The organism is Flavobacterium silvisoli (assembly GCF_004329815.1).
Taxonomy (GTDB): Bacteria; Bacteroidota; Bacteroidia; order Flavobacteriales; family Flavobacteriaceae; genus Flavobacterium; species Flavobacterium silvisoli.
In genome coordinates, this window is the sequence record NZ_SJPE01000007.1 from 99,223 (window position 1) to 116,567 (window position 17,345).

Annotated in this window: 18 protein-coding genes and 1 tRNA gene; 2 read left to right on the plus strand and 17 right to left on the minus strand. The window is 38.1% G+C overall.

What is annotated here, in order from left to right:
- Positions 1-8: 8 nt before the first annotated feature.
- The 12 genes from EZL74_RS07500 to idi form a co-directional block, all read right to left on the minus strand.
- Positions 9-722: a DUF4369 domain-containing protein gene (locus EZL74_RS07500; RefSeq protein WP_131475988.1), complete on the minus strand. Its 714-nt coding sequence runs from the start codon at positions 720-722 to the stop codon at positions 9-11.
- A gap of 115 nt (positions 723-837) precedes the next feature.
- The gene (locus EZL74_RS07505; protein WP_131475989.1) at positions 838-2,697 is read right to left on the minus strand and encodes a M61 family metallopeptidase; all 1,860 of its coding nucleotides are present in this window, start codon (positions 2,695-2,697) and stop codon (positions 838-840) included.
- A gap of 124 nt (positions 2,698-2,821) precedes the next feature.
- The gene (locus EZL74_RS07510; protein WP_131475990.1) at positions 2,822-3,097 is read right to left on the minus strand and encodes a TIGR03643 family protein; all 276 of its coding nucleotides are present in this window, start codon (positions 3,095-3,097) and stop codon (positions 2,822-2,824) included.
- A 103-nt stretch (positions 3,098-3,200) separates the two neighbouring features.
- On the minus strand, positions 3,201-4,025 hold the full coding sequence (locus tag EZL74_RS07515) for a sterol desaturase family protein (protein WP_131475991.1): 825 nt from the start codon (positions 4,023-4,025) through the stop codon (positions 3,201-3,203).
- A gap of 35 nt (positions 4,026-4,060) precedes the next feature.
- Entirely contained in the window at positions 4,061-4,663 is a 603-nt protein-coding gene (locus EZL74_RS07520) for an alpha-ketoglutarate-dependent dioxygenase AlkB family protein (protein WP_131475992.1), read from the minus strand.
- Positions 4,664-4,736: 73 nt separating this feature from the next.
- On the minus strand, positions 4,737-5,444 hold the full coding sequence (gene aqpZ, locus EZL74_RS07525; protein WP_131475993.1) for an aquaporin Z: 708 nt from the start codon (positions 5,442-5,444) through the stop codon (positions 4,737-4,739).
- A 297-nt stretch (positions 5,445-5,741) separates the two neighbouring features.
- Positions 5,742-5,815: transfer RNA gene (locus EZL74_RS07530), tRNA-Thr, on the minus strand.
- A 79-nt stretch (positions 5,816-5,894) separates the two neighbouring features.
- Positions 5,895-6,161, minus strand: a complete 267-nt coding sequence (locus tag EZL74_RS07535; RefSeq protein WP_131475994.1) for a hypothetical protein — start codon at positions 6,159-6,161, stop codon at positions 5,895-5,897.
- Between the two features lie 90 nt (positions 6,162-6,251).
- Complete coding sequence (locus EZL74_RS07540) at positions 6,252-7,214, minus strand: type I phosphomannose isomerase catalytic subunit (protein WP_131476041.1); 963 nt, start codon at positions 7,212-7,214, stop codon at positions 6,252-6,254.
- Positions 7,215-7,232: 18 nt separating this feature from the next.
- On the minus strand, positions 7,233-7,685 hold the full coding sequence (locus tag EZL74_RS07545) for a peroxiredoxin (protein ID WP_131475995.1): 453 nt from the start codon (positions 7,683-7,685) through the stop codon (positions 7,233-7,235).
- Positions 7,686-7,687: 2 nt separating this feature from the next.
- Positions 7,688-8,095, minus strand: a complete 408-nt coding sequence (locus EZL74_RS07550) for a 6-pyruvoyl trahydropterin synthase family protein (protein ID WP_131475996.1) — start codon at positions 8,093-8,095, stop codon at positions 7,688-7,690.
- Between the two features lie 74 nt (positions 8,096-8,169).
- A complete protein-coding gene (gene idi / locus EZL74_RS07555; protein WP_131475997.1) occupies positions 8,170-8,697 on the minus strand; it encodes an isopentenyl-diphosphate Delta-isomerase in 528 nt (175 codons plus the stop codon).
- Between the two features lie 207 nt (positions 8,698-8,904).
- Here idi and EZL74_RS07560 point away from each other — a divergent pair, with 207 nt between their 5' ends.
- Positions 8,905-9,963 (plus strand): bifunctional methionine sulfoxide reductase B/A protein, encoded by a 1,059-nt coding sequence (locus EZL74_RS07560; protein ID WP_394345860.1) that lies wholly within the window; start codon positions 8,905-8,907, stop codon positions 9,961-9,963.
- A 31-nt stretch (positions 9,964-9,994) separates the two neighbouring features.
- On the opposite strand, the gene EZL74_RS07565 is transcribed toward EZL74_RS07560, so the two are convergent.
- The 4 genes from EZL74_RS07565 to EZL74_RS07580 all read right to left on the minus strand — a co-directional run bounded on the left by EZL74_RS07565 (position 9,995) and on the right by EZL74_RS07580 (position 14,982).
- Positions 9,995-12,295, minus strand: a complete 2,301-nt coding sequence (locus tag EZL74_RS07565; protein WP_131475999.1) for a TonB-dependent receptor plug domain-containing protein — start codon at positions 12,293-12,295, stop codon at positions 9,995-9,997.
- Positions 12,292-13,194: a FecR family protein gene (locus EZL74_RS07570; RefSeq protein ID WP_131476000.1), complete on the minus strand. Its 903-nt coding sequence runs from the start codon at positions 13,192-13,194 to the stop codon at positions 12,292-12,294. Before EZL74_RS07570 ends, EZL74_RS07565 begins: the two co-directional genes overlap by 4 nt.
- Positions 13,195-13,205: 11 nt before the next feature.
- Positions 13,206-13,730, minus strand: a complete 525-nt coding sequence (locus tag EZL74_RS07575; RefSeq protein WP_131476001.1) for a sigma-70 family RNA polymerase sigma factor — start codon at positions 13,728-13,730, stop codon at positions 13,206-13,208.
- A 70-nt stretch (positions 13,731-13,800) separates the two neighbouring features.
- Positions 13,801-14,982 carry a hypothetical protein gene (locus EZL74_RS07580; protein WP_131476002.1) on the minus strand — a complete coding sequence of 394 codons (1,182 nt, stop codon included), beginning with the start codon at positions 14,980-14,982 and terminating at the stop codon, positions 13,801-13,803.
- A gap of 145 nt (positions 14,983-15,127) precedes the next feature.
- On the opposite strand from EZL74_RS07580, the gene EZL74_RS07585 reads away from it, so the two are divergent.
- Positions 15,128-15,742: a hypothetical protein gene (locus EZL74_RS07585; protein WP_131476003.1), complete on the plus strand. Its 615-nt coding sequence runs from the start codon at positions 15,128-15,130 to the stop codon at positions 15,740-15,742.
- Between the two features lie 3 nt (positions 15,743-15,745).
- On the opposite strand, the gene EZL74_RS07590 is transcribed toward EZL74_RS07585, so the two are convergent.
- Positions 15,746-17,308 (minus strand): NAD(P)/FAD-dependent oxidoreductase, encoded by a 1,563-nt coding sequence (locus tag EZL74_RS07590; RefSeq protein WP_131476004.1) that lies wholly within the window; start codon positions 17,306-17,308, stop codon positions 15,746-15,748.
- Between the last annotated feature and the right edge of the window lie 37 nt (positions 17,309-17,345).

The following is a 17,345-nucleotide window of genomic DNA, read 5'->3' on the forward strand; positions in this document are numbered from 1 at the left end:
GAATCTGACTATTGACCCTGTTTTTTTCTCTCGGCGATATATGCATTCAGCTTTTTGCCGTACAAGGATTGAGCGACTTTGGGAGACATTCTTTTTTGAATCGTATCCAAATATTTCAGGTTGATGTCATAAATCTCGGCTAAAGTCACATAGGGAGCCACTTCGTAATCGCCGTGATTTACTGCAAAATTGGTTGTATATAGGTATTTTCTTTTTTGAACTCCCTTTTGCTCTTCATCAATTTTCAGGACTTCATCTTCCTTTTTATTTTGAAAAGCTTTGAATTTTTTCTCGGCCAAATCAAGATTTTGATCTACATATCTTGAAACTACTTTCTTGTACTCATCATACAACTCTTGGTTTTTAGAACCCGTGATTTTAGCATCTGCCGTGAAAAAATCAAGGGTTGTTTCGATATTCATCTTTCCTTTTTCGGCAAAAAACGGAATATTATTGTCTAATGAATTAGTAACGCCTCTGTCTAAAAACAAATACAACATCTCGGGTGATTCCAAATCAAATTCGCTTGCAAAATGAGAATCACCGTTAATTGTAATGGTATCAATAGCGACCAAAACAGTATCTTTTACTCTTTGAATGTATAAAGTCCCTTTTTTCAGCCCTTTGATATTACCGGTTAAAACAAAATTTTTATCCGATTTTTTTTCGGCACAAGAAATCATAAGAAGAAAAGAAAAACTGGCGATAAGCGATTTATACATATTTGAAATTTTTAGTTGATTGGGCTCAGATTAAAAAATCCTGAGCGGCAATATTACTAAAAAAAATCCTCAATCAGTTGGGCCGATTGAGGATTTAAATAGCTGGCTTTATAGATTAGCCTTTTAACCAGGCAGTGTTCAGTTTTTCCTTAGAAGGGTCACTCATGTTGTACTCTTCCTCTTCCTGCATCGATAGTTTCACTTTACCGTTGATGATTTGTTCCTTGCCGTCTCTTTTTATTTTAACACTTATGGCATCATCGTTTTTCCAGTTTTGACTCTCCATAATCAAATCATAAATGTTATCCAGACCATACGGTTTGTTGTTGAATGCCAGAATAACATCTCCTCCTTTTATTCCCAGAGTATTCATGAAATCATTCAATCCTGAACCCGGTATAACCACAATTTCTTTGGTATTCGGATTGATGGTGATGAAAGGCGTTGATGGGTCTTTCATAAACGGATTAACAGGAACCAAAACTTTGGTCTTGTTTACACCCACTTTAGCAAAATAAACATCATAGGGAATTGGTGTTTTCCCCGCCACATAAGTTGTCAAGAACTCCCCAACTTCAGGATAGGTCAAAGCCGTAATTTTGTCAAAAAGCTCGTCATCGTTAAAAGGTTTATTGGGTCCGTATTCTTTAGATAATTTTTTCATCAGGTCTAAAACACCTCTTTCTCCGTTGCTTTTTTCACGTATGATGATGTCAATACACATACCAATCAAAGCGCCTTTTTCGTATACGTTTAGGTATTGATCTTTGTAGGGTTTAACCAAAACATTGGCACTCATCTCTGTAAACGGCAAAGTATCATTCATCAACGCTGAATTTTTGATTTTACCCACCATTCTTTGGTAAAATTCATTGGCATCTATCAGTCCCTGATTGACCTGAAACAAATTGGCAAAATACTCCGTTACTCCTTCATACATCCATAAATGTTTAGACATTTTGGGATCGTTGTAATCAAAATACTGAATTTCTTTTGAATGAATGCTTAATGGTGTTACAGTATGAAAAAATTCGTGCGACACCACGTCTTTTATCTGTTCTCCAAGTTCCTCTGTTTCCATCAGCTCCGGAAAGCACACTGTGGTAGAAGTATGATGTTCCAAAGCCCCAAATCCTTTTGCATCGGATTTTTGCATATCGGATAAATATAACAAAACCGTGTATCTCTTGTTGGTGTTGATGGAACCCAGAAATGCTTTTTGGGCACGCATTGTTTTTTCTAAATAAGGCAATAAAGATTTAGCCGTATGAACACCGTTGGGCGAATACACACTGAACAAAATCTCCATACCGTCTACAGTAAACGTTTCATAATCCGGTTTAGAGTACATGATTGGGTTGTCAACCAAATCAAAATAACGGGAAACCACGAAATTATCAACCACATTACTTTTATTGGTATCAACCATAGAAGTAGCCCCGTAAAGTGATGCAGGGTGTTGAACTGTCAGGTTGTATTTAATTTCTTTTTTGCCGTCAAAATACCCCACAAAACAGTGATTGTTGAGCATGAAATTTTTACCGGCTTCTATATTGCTTCCGGCCGGAGAGAAAATATCTTCTTTACCAAAACCGCTCCCTTTTTCAGAATCATAAGTGTCATTTACCCAATACGTAACCTTTGACAAGGTTTTGGCATTTGAAATTTTCCACGAATTATCATCGGTTTTAGTAGTTGTCAACTCTTTTCCCACTTTATCAAAAGCTTTCAAATCATCAATTAGTTTCCCGTAATTATCGGCAGAGTAGGTTCCGGGCACCGTTTTAGGAATGTGAAATACAATATCATTAGTGCTGATTTTTGGCGGAGTTATAACTACCATCACCTTATCGTCTTTTACCTGATTTAAATCGATGGCCACTTTTACTTCTTCAGCCGGGGCGCTTTTTTGTGCCGTTGCTTTAAAGTTGAATACCGATAAAGCGATGAGAGCACTAAGGATTATTTTTTTCATTTTTAAAAATTTATTTCAAATAGGTCAACAAATGTAACCAATAGTTACAACGGATTTTTAGATTTTGGAATTGATTAACTAAATAAACAAAAATTAAAAACTCTTGCAGAGCAAGAGTTGTGGGTTAATCGAACTTATTTTTGATATAGTATTTACTGTCTAACTCATCGTCAAAATCATCAATGAATGGTTTTGGCTTTGGTTTGCTTCCGGTAGCTTTCTTTTTCCAAAGCTCAAAATTATCTTTGGATAATCGTTTACGCATCAATTCGGTTACTTCGCTTTCGGTAAGTCCGAATTCTTCCTTTATCACTTCAAAAGGTTTTCGTTCCTCTTGCGCCATACTTACAACTCGTTCTAATTGCTCATGGTCTAATGCTGCTAATTTACTTTTTTTCATTGCTGTAAAAGCATTATTTAAATAGATTTCAACTGATTAATTGGTATTTCAATATTAATAAAAAAAATAATTAGTTTACAAGCCTCCTCTCCATTTTTTTATCTCAAGTGCCGGGTGAACGGTATTTTTGGAAAGGAATCCTCAACAAATTACCCAATCTGCTGTTCTCTTCCGGTTTCATGTGCGTGTCGATTCCGTATACCAATTTATCTCTGTCCAGTGTTTTGAAAGTTCCGAAGAGTCGGTCCCAAACCGAGAATATATTGCCGTAATTACTGTCGGTATACGGTAATACATAATGATGATGCACCTTATGCATATCCGGCGAAACAATTAAATAGCTTAAGACCGTATCCAGTTTTTTAGGCAAAACAATGTTAGCATGATTAAACTGTGTGGCAATCACAGAGAGTGTCTGATACAAAAACACCATCCACATAGGGCTCCCCACAACTAAGACCCCAAGTGTAGTAAAGAGAAATCGCAACACACTTTCGCCCGGATGATGCCGGTTGGCTGTAGTGGTATCTATATAAGTATCGGTATGATGAATCAAATGAAAACGCCACAGGAATCTGATTTTATGTTCGATTAAATGAACAAAGTAAGCGCCCACCAAATCCAACAGCAGCAAACCGATAACCATCGAGAGCCACGGATTAAAAGCCGGGAGCCAATTCAATATTCCAAAATGATGTTTGGTAGTCCAGAGTGCAGTATTTAATAAAATCAAGGCCAAACAAAAATTTACCACCATGGTGGTAATCGTAAAAAAGATGTTGACTCCGGCATGTTTCCACTTGTTATATTTGAATCGGATGAACGGTGAAGCAGACTCAATGAGCCAGAAAAAAGCAATACCACCAGCCAAAATCAGCGCCCGGTGAGCAGACGGAATGGATGAAAAGTAAGCTACAATCTCATTCATGGTTAGTTATTTTTTATCAAATATACTAAAACTAACTATTTGATAATTCGGAATGTGAGATTAATTCGGGGTCCTATTTCCTTGGTTGTTTTAGGGATTTGATGTTTCCAAAAATGTTGTGTTGTCCCTTTCATGATAAGTAAACTGCCGTGTTCAAGGGTAATTTTCAGTTTCTGTTCTTTCAGGGTATTGTGTTGCAGATGAAAGGCTCGTTCGGCACCAAAACTTACTGAAGCTATGATTGGATTTCTGCCGAGTTCTTTTTCATTATCAGCATGCCAACCGTTGCTATCCCTGCCATCGCGATACTGATTGAGTAAAACAGTGGTGAAATTGGCATGACATACTTCCTCTATTTCATTTTTTATGAACATCAACAGCGGATTCCACGCGTGGGGTTGCATGATGATATCGGAATAACCATAAGGCTTCCCTTCGTTACCAAAAAGAGCCGTCAGGCGGGGTTGCGGATGTGTTTTGCCAAAAACCGTTATGTAGTCCTGCTGCCAGGGGATTTCGGTTTTGAGTTTTTCAAATAATTCATGAGCACGTTCATTTTCAAAAAAACCGGCATAGTATTCAATCTCGGCATCGGGAAGCGAGAAAACTATTTTGTCTTTTGGAAAAAGTGAATTCATTAAACAAAAATAAAGAGAAAAAAAGGAATGTAATTACTCTTCTTCTCTTTAAATAAATGGGGCGACTGGTATCCTACAAATCGTCTTTTTTATCTAATAGAATCCTATAAACAAAACCGGCAACAAGTGCTCCTGCAATAGGCGCTACCCAAAACAACCATAATTGCGACAGCGGTTCTCCCTGGGTAAACAGCGCTTGAGAAGTAGAACGTGCCGGATTAACCGAAGTATTGGTAATGGGAATACTTACCAGGTGAATCAGCGTCAATGCTAAACCAATCGCCAAACCGGCAAATTTTCCGTTAGCCAGTTTATCAGTGGCACCAATGATGATAAGCAAGAAAAACATGGTCAGGACAAACTCAGCCACAAAAGCAGAAGTCATCGAATAGCCATCGGGCGAAAAAGCTCCATATCCGTTCGACGCAAAAGCACCGGCTTTAGTATTATCAATAGTAAAACCTGTTTTTCCGGAGAGAATTACAAACAAGGTCCCTGCAGCAGCTACAGCTCCTAAACATTGAGCAAGGATGTACGGCACTAAATCCTTAGCCGGAAAACGTCCTCCGGCCCATAGCCCGAAAGAAACTGCCGGATTAAAATGCCCGCCTGAAATATGCCCTACTGCGTAGGCCATTGTTAAAACTGTCAATCCAAAAGCTAATGCCACTCCGGCAAACCCGATTCCCAAGTTGGGAATTCCGGCTGCAAACAAGGCGCTTCCACAACCGCCAAACACAAGCCAATAGGTTCCAAAAAATTCTGCAAATAGTTTTCTCATAAGTTTAGTTTTGAATCATGGCACGCCATGAAAGGTTATCAAACTAAAGTTATAAAAAACTAAACGAAGTAAATTTCAAACACAACAAACTTATTAACAGTAAATTACAATGGAAAATATTTCATCAAAACCCTCGCTGGCACTAAAAAACGCTTCCAAATTATTAACAAAAAACCACCACCTATCCGGTAATGGTTGTTGTATTGGGGTAACGGAAACTTTTTCAAATAAGACTCAGGAAGAATTTCTTCACTTTATGGCATAAAAAAAGGAAAGCTTTCGCTTTCCTTTTCACTGAGCCGGCGGAGGGATTCGAACCCACGACCTGCTGATTACAAATCAGCTGCTCTAGCCAACTGAGCTACGCTGGCGTCTCAATGTGAGTGCAAATATAATAGTGAAATTGAATTCTCCAAAATAATTTTACACTTTTTTATTGTTTTTTTCTGACTACAGCGCGTTGATTTTATCAATCAACTGATTTGCAGTTTGTTCTAATTCTGTATTGATTTGCTTAAAATGTGCTTTTTTATTTTCTACATTCTTAGCGTTTACTCTGGTGATCAAAGCATCGAAAGAGGCAATCGCTTCATCAATGATAGCGTTAGTTTTGTCAGATGGCTTACCTGAAGAGGTCATTTCATAGATATATACAGTTTCGATGATATCACCCAATACAAAGTTGATGTCTTTTTTCAAATTCTTAACACTTCCCATTTTCTTCTAATTTTTATAGTTAACTTATTTACCCAAAAGCCTGTTTAGCTTTGGTTGGCGCAAAATTACATTAAATCTTTAGAATACAAACTACGAAATATAAATTTCCAACAGAGAAGCATTTCCGGATAATTGAAAATCAGTCAATGAGGCCGGAATAAGCAAGGTATCTCCCTTTTGGTAGTGATGACTTTCGCCGTTCCAAGAAATTTCAAAAACACCTTCAACACACATATACACGGTGAATGAATCCCCGTTTTTGACCATTGAAACGTTACCGTTCAACGGAATCAAATTGGTTGTAAAATATTGGCAACTGACCATTTCGTTGGCAACATTTTCGTTTTTGGTGTAAAGCCTTTGTGCTTCTACTTTGTTGTAATTAATGGCTTCTAAAGCTAACTCCAAATGCAATTCACGCTGATTACCCTGAGCATCAGTTCTCTCAAAATCGTAAACTCGATAGGTAATATCCGAAGTTTGTTGGATTTCGGCTATGACTATGCCGGCTCCTATAGCATGAACCGTACCCGTTTCGAGAAAAAAAACATCGCCTTGCTGTACTTTTTTGGCATCTAAAATATCCAGTAAAGTTTTGGCTTTCAGATGCTGTAAAAATTCCTCCGGAGAAGACTTTTCTTTGAATCCAACAATCAAACGGGCTTCTTTATCGGCCTGCATCACATACCACATCTCGGTTTTGCCAAAAGAATTGTGTCGTTTTTTGGCCAAATCATCATTCGGATGGAGCTGGATGGATAAATCTTCGCGGGCATCGAGGTATTTAAAAAGTAACGGAAATTGCTTTCCGAATTGCGCCAAAACTTTGGTTCCTAATATTTCGGCCGGAAATTTGGTTATGAGATCATTCAATGATTGACCTTTTAAAATACCATTGGCTACGATACTTACATCGTTATCTACGGTTGAAATCTCCCAGCTTTCGCCGGTAACATCAGACCTAATGGGCTTATTAAGATACGACTTGAGTTTGGTTCCTCCCCAAATTCTGTCTTTCAAAATCGGCTCAAATTGTAACGGATAAGCTTTCATGGTCTTCATTTGGCAAACTTACATTGTTTTCAGAATTTCGAGTGCTTTTTCAATGTGAATTTTACCCGAAGTACTGTCGAAAACCAACTGAATCACGCCGTTTTTATCGGCAACATAAGTGGCCCTTCCGGGGATTAACCCCAGATAATCGTTGGGAACACCAAACTGTTTCCTGATTTTCTTATCAGCATCGGAAAGCAAAATAAAGGGAAGTCGGTATTTGTCAGCAAAGGAATGGTGTGAGAGCGAACTGTCTCCGCTAATGCCTATGACTTCGGCGCCTAATTCTCTAAATTCTTCGTAGCGATCACGAAAAGAGCAGGCTTGTTCGGTACAAACGCGGGTATCGTCTTTGGGATAAAAATAAATGACCACCGGTTTTTGACCAACAACCATCTGACTGTCAAATACGTTTCCATTTTGGTCAGTAGCAGAGAAATTCGGGATGACATCTCCCACATTCAAACTCATGATTATCCTTTGAACGTAACAAAATTTCTGGGGGTTTCATACAAAACCACTTCAAGGTCTTTGTCAGCTTCAATGTGCTTTCTCAATTTTTGCCAAATGACAACCACTATGTTTTCCGCAGTTGGATTCAATTCGGCAAATTCAGGTACATCCAGATTTAAATTTTTGTGATCAAACGCATTTTCAATGTGCTCTTTAATCAAATCAGAAAGAATTTTCACATCGATAACATAACCGGTTTCTTTGTTGATTTCTCCGGTAACCGAAACTATCAACTCATAATTGTGTCCATGAAAATTGGGATTGTTGCACTTGCCGAAAACAGCATCGTTTTGCTCCATAGACCAATCCTTGCGATACAAACGGTGGGCAGCATTAAAATGGGCTTTGCGTGAAACGGTAACTTTCATTTGATTTTAGATTGTTGATTAACAATTGTTGATTTTAGAATAATTCTGAAATATGCATTCTCAATTCTTTATTCTTAAATCTTGTGGTCTTCAAGGTAATGGTAAAATTCGTCAAAAATAATTTTAAACCAAACGGTATACCTGTCAGGATTTTGAAGCATGTCGTTTTTAACATCCTCTATCTTCATCCACTTCCAACTTTCTACCTCATCAGGATTTATCTTGGGTTGACCGCTATAATACCCAATCATTACGTGATCGAGTTCATGCTCAGTTAAACCATTATCAAACGGGGCTTTATAAATGAAGTGAAACAACTCTTTGAGTTCGGTCTCAAACCCCATTTCCTCATACAATCGTCGGGTTCCTGCCTGAATATTGGTTTCTCCTTCCCGCTGGTGGCTGCAACACGTGTTAGTCCACAGCAAAGGAGAATGGTACTTGTGATGAGCACGTTGTTGCAACATGATTTCATTGTTATTGTTCAACACAAAAACCGAAAAAGCTCTGTGCAGTAAGGCTTTTTCATGAGCTTCCAATTTGTTCATCAACCCGATTGGTTCATCTTGTTCGTTGACCAAGATTACTTTTTCTTCTAGCATAACTTTTATTAAACGTTCAAAAATACGAAAAAAATACAGCGGCTATAATTATACCGATAGAACAACCGTTAAACTTTCCTTAAATAGCAGTAATTTATCATCTGCTTGACATTTTACCACACTCATGTAGTGTAAATTTGTGGTAGCTAAAAACCAACAACCATGCGAAACTACATTTTAAACTTCTTAATTTTGTTACCCATGTTCATGTTGAACGCTTGCGGGCAAAACAATACCAAATCAAACACTACAAAAAAAACTATGGCTATGGAAAACGTGATTTCAAAACCCGAAAACCCCTACTATTCAAACACTGACACTACCAAATTAGTTTTGACTGATGCCGAATGGAAAAAAGTTTTACCTCCTGATTTATACGCTGTTGCCCGACAAGCCGATACGGAAAGAGCCTTTACTGGTACGATGTGGAAATCAGACACTAAAGGAACGTATTATTGTGCTGCCTGCGGTCTGAAACTCTTCAAATCTGATCAAAAATTTGTGAGCAGTTGCGGATGGCCAAGTTTTTTTGAACAAGACAATAAAAACAGCATCATCTTCAGAAATGACAATTCGTATGGCATGCACCGCATAGAAGCACTTTGCGGAAGATGCAACAGCCACTTAGGCCATTTGTTTGATGATGGCCCTGAACCTACCGGCAAACGCTATTGCATGAATGCTATTTCGTTGGATTTTATTCCGGATGCCGTGACAGAGAATAAAAGTAATCTTGAAACGATCGTCTTGGGCGGAGGATGTTATTGGTGTGTAGAAGCGGTTTACGAACAATTGGACGGAGTTACACAAGTAGTTTCCGGCTTTTCGGGAGGTACCGTTGAAAATCCCAGTTACGAAGAAGTATGCACCGGCACCACCGGAGCGGCTGAAGTAGTGCAAATTACTTACGACAAAACCAAGACCAACTTAGACGAGATCTTCAAGGTGTTTTTTACTGTGCACGACCCCACTACCCTGAATCGCCAAGGTGCTGATGTGGGAACGCAATACCGCTCAGTCATCTTTTATAAAAACGAAGAACAGAAAAAAGCAGCTCAGAGTATTATTGCCGAACTGAACCAAGCGGTGTATTCAGGTAAAATAGTAACCACTTTAGAACCGTTCAAAGCTTTTTATAAAGCCAAAGACTATCATCAGAATTACTATGAAAACAATAAAAATCAGCCGTATTGCCAGTTAGTGATTCAACCCAAACTGGAGAAATTTGAAAAAGTCTTTAAAGACCGATTGAAAAAGAAACACTAACAAGAATCCCGGTAAATCCGGGATTTTTTGTTTACCAATCGATTCTTAAAAAGACATTAGGCATAATTTTCAACGAATAAAAATCTTGCATAGAATACCGTGGATTGAGATAATCGGATAAGTTGATATACTTTCGTTCAAACTCCCGACTGATGATTTCACTATGGTTGTATAGGTTGTAAATCGAAACTCCTATTTTATAGGTTTGTCCGTGCTTGCCTTTAAACTGATAACTGCCCGAAACATCCAAACGATGATAATTGGGCAATGTTTCCGAATTGTATGAAGTAATCAGCCCACTTGGATTGCTGTTGCTGTAAGGCTTTCCGGTATGCCAAAACCACCCCAGAGTCAGCAAATAATTATTCCATTTTTTGTTAACTGCTACGTTAAAACTATGCTTGTTATTAGAATTAGCCTGATAGTATTGACCTTGATTCAAATCTTCAAATTTATTTTGCGAATCCTGATAGGTGTAAGTCATCCAGACACGCCAGGTTGGAGTACTTTTTTGAAGCAAAACATCAACTCCTTTTGTAAAGCCTTTCCCGTGATGAATAGAAGTATCATTCTGACTTAAAAACCCCAATGTAAAGGAAGTGATTCCGCTGATGGTTTTATAATATCCGTCAACATCCAAAAGCCAACCGTTATTTTTAAAAATAAAACCCGATGTATATTGATTCGCTTTTTGAATAGGATATTTTTCATTATCAGACAATATCCAAACGTAGTTTTCCAAGCTCAAATCGTTGGCCGTATTTTCACGAACCTGACTTAAAACCTGACTTCTTTTTTCATAGGAAACCTGCCAAATCAAAGTCTCTGACAACTTATTTTGTATTAAAAACCTCGGTTCAAAACTAGTAGCCTTTATTTTGCTGTAGTAATTATAACGCAAGCCCGGTTGCAAACTCCACGAACCAAAATCTTGTTTAAAAAAAACAAACCCAACTTGGGTAATATTGTAACGATGTTTCAAATTTAAATCGATGGCAACATCTTGATTGTAGCTGTTCAACAAATGCGAGACATCGTTTCCTAAAAATTGGCACCCAAATTCGAGGTTTGATTTTTCATTAATAACATAGGCAAAATTGGACTGTATTCCCGAATCAAACACGCGGTTTAATTTCTTGAATGCTTCAAATTTATTGGTTTGGTATTCCTGTCTTTTTTCATATTCAAAATTGTAGACTGAATAAAAAAGTTGGAGTTGCTGACTGAATTTTGAGCTGTACTGTTGACTCCAATTCAATCCGAAGCCATAGTTTTTAATGTTCATTTTTTGTTTGCCGATGCTGTCTTTTTTGATAACATTTGTGTAATCTAAATCATTATTGATAAGCAAACCGGTGAACGAAATGGCCGTTTTTTTATTTGGTTTGAAACTCAGTTTTGATGAAAAATCATAAAACTGAAACTGGTTGTCATTATCAAAATTATTGAAATTGGTATGCTGAAAAACCTTGTTTTCTAATTGTTTGAACGTTGGCGACTGCAACCATTCTGTATACGATTTTCTGCCCGAAACCTGTAACCCGAGTTTATCTTTATACAGCGGTATTTGAAAATAGGCATCGGCATTGAGAGCATTGACACCGGCATTGCCTTTGATTTTATCAGCAATTTTATCAGTAGATTGGATGTCAATTATACCCGAAACCCGTTCTCCGAATTTTGGATTTACGGCTTTATTATAATAATTGACTGTTTGTTCTGCATTAGGATTTATACTCGAAACCATTCCGAATAAATGTCCGGGATGGTACAATCGGATGCCATCCAGTAAAATTAAATTTTGGTCAGAAGTACCGCCCCGAATGTGTAAGCCTGTTGCGGTTTCATTCGGACTCTTAACTCCCGGCAGTTGTTGCAACGACAGCAAAACATCCGCATCGGTAACTCCGGGCAAGGTGGCAATTTTTTGCGGATAGAGTACGTAATTCTGATCGGTTTTCTTAATGCCTTTGGCTAAAAACTCTTCTACTATTACTTCTTTTAATTCATATGATTTCTCAATGGTTTCTTCTCTCAGAGTTTTGGCTAATGAATAAAAACGCTCATTAATTTTCACCACTTGTAAGGACGATTGCTTTTCGATTTCGGCATTAATTTCGGTCAAAGAATAACGTCTTTTTATCAACGAGATGGTTTGTACTCCTACTACCGAATCGGCATAAGAATATTTAACATCGAATTTCTTTTCAATGTCGGAAAGTACTTTTGTGATTTTGGCATGAGAGTAAGCCAATATAACATTCTTCTTTTCCTGAGCATGAAAAAATGACGTCCAAAACAACAAAAAGAAAAACAGAATTATTCTTTTCATTCTGTAATCAATATTTTTCCTGAGTCTTCTTGGGTATATTTTAAATGCAACGGAATACAAATAGCCTGTAAAGCCACATCAGGGTTATTGTGTGTAAAAGTGCCTGTAAATTTTACGTTACCAATATGTTTCGGATATGAAACCGCAATATGGTATTGGTTCTCAAATTGGTCAAAAACATACTCCATCGGTACATTTCTGAAAGCAGACTCTCCGGTCAGCCAGGATGGTTTTCGGGAAGTAGCATCTGCCCAATTTTCGATTGTATCATCATAAAAACGCACACTTTCACCATGGGTCAATATAGTTGTTTTTGGACCTTTGGTAACTTTAACTTTGCCTTCATAACAAACTACTTCAAAAAAATCACGGAATGAAATCACGTTAAATTTTGTACCCAAAACTCTCACTTTTCCCAGCGTTGTTTCAACAATAAAAGGACTGCCTTTTTGCACCTCAAAAAAAGCCTCTCCCTCGAGCTGTAACGTTCGTTTGTACTCGAAATAGTTGGAATAGATCAACTTAGACTTGGAGTTCAAAGCTACTTTGGAATTATCACTCAGGAGGACGGTTGTGGTAGTTCCAAAATCAGTGACTACTGTATTTGAAGCAATAAAAAAATGATATATCCCGAAACACAACACCAAACAAGCGGCAACCGTCAGATACTTCCAAAGCGAGAGAACCGGAGTTGATGGCTTATTTGGGGCATTCCGTTTTTGGATAACCGCGTTAAAATTTTGCTCCAAGTCGGGGTCTTCAATTTGGAAACCTTCCAACGTGTTTTTTACTTTCCTGTAAGCTTCAAAATCTTCTTCCGAAACCAGTTCCTTCAGTTCTTCATCCGTAATTTGACCACTCAGCCAATCGGACAAATAAGTATCTTTATTCGCTTTCATACATTTCTTTTTCAAACATTTTTTACTACTTTTCTAAGAGCTAACAAGGCAAGGTGCATTCGTTTTTCTACTGCTTTAACCGACAAATTCAAGGCTGAAGCAATTTCAGGATAAGACTGATTGTCAAACCGATTCATCAAAAAAACTGTTCGTTGTTTTGCAGGTAAATCGTTGATGGCTTTTTCTAACCTTGCTTTCAATTCAGTTTCTTCCAGCAAAAGATCAGGTGATTCTTTATGGTTGTCTTTGGTTTTAAGCTGAAGTTCAAAATTGGCCACAACCTTATCATGCTTAATATTGTTAAGCGAAATCCTTATGGCAGTAGTATATAAAAAACTCTTGGCCTGCTCGGGTTTTAAGATGCTGCAATTTTCCCAAAGTTTGACAAATGCATTCTGTGCAACATCTTCAGCCGTTTCAATATCGCCTCTGAATTTGTAAACCAAAAAGTTACGCAACACTTTAAAATTAGCGTCAAAAACCGAACGAAAAACCGCATCGGAACAAAGTCTTTGATTGGAATTATTTTCACTCATCGCTTAAAATTACCAAACACAACCTCATCGTTGAGATTGTGTCGGCAACAATTAACTTTTTTACTTTAAATTAATTACAGTGACTAGCAATAGCGGATTGAAACGCTGTTTCGTTAGCAATAACCATAGTCTCATTTCCTGTTGGTGTGGCAAAAGATATCGTAATCGGATAGTTCAATGCCGGGAAATACGATTGATTCGGCCACCAATATTGTAATAACTCTCCGTCATTGTGTATGGTTATTAACATGCCTCCGTTTTGAACCTCAACCGGATAAGCCACGTTGAAACAAGTTCCTAATAATTGCCCGAATGTATGCGTTGGAGTTGGGTTACAACTTACAAAATCATTAGCGGTGTATCCTTCACACTGAGCTAAACATGCATTGTCAAACTGCACAATACCGGTTGCTGTTTGCACACAAACCGGATTAATGTCGGTTGGGCAATTACACGGACTTGTGCTGTTACAGTCTACAAAATCATTGGCGGTGTAACCGGCACATTCGGCATGACAGGCATTGGAAAATTGCACAATACCGTTTGCCGTTTGAACACAAACCGGGGCATAAATTTCCTGACACACACATCCGCTTGCATCACAATTGTTATTCAAATTAAAAAACTCATAAAGATCGTGAATAACCATCGTTTGATTGTTTTGAATTACCGAAATCGGGAACACTATATTTAATTGGTAAGTACTCACTTGATTAGGATTGGAAAGCAATTGCAGCAATTGAGCTTCATCAGTAATGGTCTGAGTTTCATTATTGGCATTTATAATCTGAATAGGAAATACTATGTCATAACAAGTGATGTCAAAAACACAATCGTTAACCGTTTGAAAGTTACAATCGTTAATGAGGGCGTAAAATTCGGCTTCATTGTTAATAGTGGTTACAACTCCCTCGGCCTGCACATCAAACGGAAAAGCAATACCGTCAATGTATAAATTATTGGTTTCATTAGTTAAAACATCCAATAAACCTTGGTAAGAACTTACAGCTATAACAGTCCCATCGTTATAAGACAGCGTAATCGGGTAAACAAACTGGAAACACAAGAATTGATCTTTGTTCAACTTTCCGTTGTTGATGTTATTAGTTTTTCTCAACTCATTCAAAGTTGTTCTCAAGGCTATACTTTTTGAAGTAACGACTTCATTTTCTACCGGATTGTTATCGGTACACGAATAAAAACCGGCCACTGCAACAGTCAGCAACAGTACTAAAAGTTTAATTTTTTTCATCTGATGTATCATTTAGTGTTTTGAGGTTAGACAACCGTAAAGGCCACCACCCTACTTTTTCAAAACTTTTTATTCTGTTAAAAAACAGAAATTCTGAAAAATCATATCTAAATGTATATTTTTACCATGAATTAATAACATGCTTATGAAAAATATTTTCCTGATACTCATAGTACTTACTGCTTCATTGAGCTACGCACAAAAACAAAAATGCACGATTTACTTATTAGACGGCTCTACAAAAGAAGGTATCAGTCGTTTTAAAGCTGATGATAATGTTAAGTTTCGAGTGACGGAAGACAGCGAACCTGAAATAATCCCTAAAGAAAAAATTGAAAAAATAAAATTGGATGAAAACGGTATCATAGGAACTTATCGTTTCAAAAATGTAACCGACGAAATGGGGAGATGGTTAAAAGAGGTTTCTGTTGGCGAAATTTCATTATATTCTGACAAAATATCCGGTGCTTTCTATGGAGGCGGTGTCGGTTTTAATAGCATGGGTGGTGTTGGCATGGGTGGCACCATGATGATGGGCGGAGGCGGCGATGTCACCTATTACTATGTTTGTCATAAAGGTGATAACGAAGTTTTTAAAATAACCTCGATAGGTAACATCAGTAAAAATTTCAAAAAAGCAGCTTCTGAGTTTTTCAAAGATTGTCCGAAACTCGTCGAAAAAATCCAATCGAAAGAATACAAAAAAAGTGATATTGAAAGTGTAGTTTGGTTCTACAACAATTACTGTGTCACCAAATAATTATTACTTTGCTAAAGCTTCGGCTATCTTCAAGGCACACTTTTCGCCATCAATGGCTGCCGAAATAATACCTCCTGCAAAACCGGCTCCTTCTCCACACGGATAGAGCCCTTTTATCTGAAGATGCTCTAAAGTTTCGTTGTCTCTAGGAATCCTCACCGGTGAAGAAGTTCTGCTTTCGGGCGCATGTAATATAGCTTCATTGGTCATGTAACCGCGCATTGATTTGCCAAATTGAACAAAACCTTCCCGCATAATTTGAGTCAAAAAACCGGGAAATACCTGTCCCATTTCAACCGAAGTAGTACCCGGAACATAAGACGTTTTAGGAATGGATGCCGATATTTTATTTTGGGTAAAATCAACCATGCGCTGTGCCGGCACTTTTTGCGTTTCTCCAGCCAAATGCCATGCCTTTTGTTCAATAGCTCTCTGAAATTCCATTCCTGCCAAAGCTCCGTATTGGGCAAAAGGTTTGAAATCTTCCAATTTTAGCTCAACCACTATTCCCGAATTAGCCGTATTCTGATCCCGTTTTGAGGGCGACCAACCATTGGTAACCACTTCTCCCGGACTGGTAGCACAAGGGGCAATTACTCCGCCCGGACACATACAAAACGAATACATCCCGCGGCCATTAACCTGCTTCACAATAGAGTATGGGGCCGGAGGCAGATATTCTCCTCTGAAATCGCAACTGTACTGAATTTTATCTATCAGTTCCTGAGGATGCTCGGCACGAACTCCTAGCGCAAAAGGTTTGGCTTCGATAAAAATCTTTTTCCGATCTAACAATTCAAAAATATCACGAGCGGAATGACCGGTAGCCAGTATTACCTTGTTAGCAGATATTGTATCGCCATTTTGAGTAACAATCCCCTGTATCTCATTGTTTTTCACAATAAAATCGGTCACACGGGTCTCAAACAAAACCTGACCTCCGCAGGCAATGATTTTTTCGCGAATATCCTGAATGATTTTGGGCAACTTATTAGTACCAATGTGCGGATGAGCTTCTACCAAGATATCAGGAGTAGCTCCGAAACCTACTAATAATCGAAGAATACGGTCGACATCGCCTCGCTTTTTGGAACGGGTATATAATTTACCATCCGAGTAAGTCCCTGCTCCGCCTTCGCCGAAACAATAATTGGAATCTTCATTAACAACATGGTCTACATTAATGGCCTTCAAATCGCGTCGCCGTCCACGTACATCTTTTCCGCGTTCAATTACTATTGGTTTTAATCCTAATTCAATCAGCTGTAAAGCTGCAAAAAGTCCGGCCGGTCCGGCTCCTACGATAATGACTTCCTGAGCATTGGAGACATTTTTATATTCGGGCAGGGTTATTGCTTGTTCGGTAACATTTTCACCGTTAAAATAAACATTAGCTTTTATATTGATTTTGATGGCTTTTTGACGCGCATCTATAGAACGTTTGAGGACAACTACTTTTTGAATTTCCGTTGCGGTTACTTGAAAAAGCTTGGCTACCTGCTCTCGAAGCAATACTTCGTTGGCAGCAATTTCGGGTGAAACCTGTAGTAGTAATTCGCGTGGCATGTGATGGTTGTTTATTTGGTATTATTGAACCTGACAG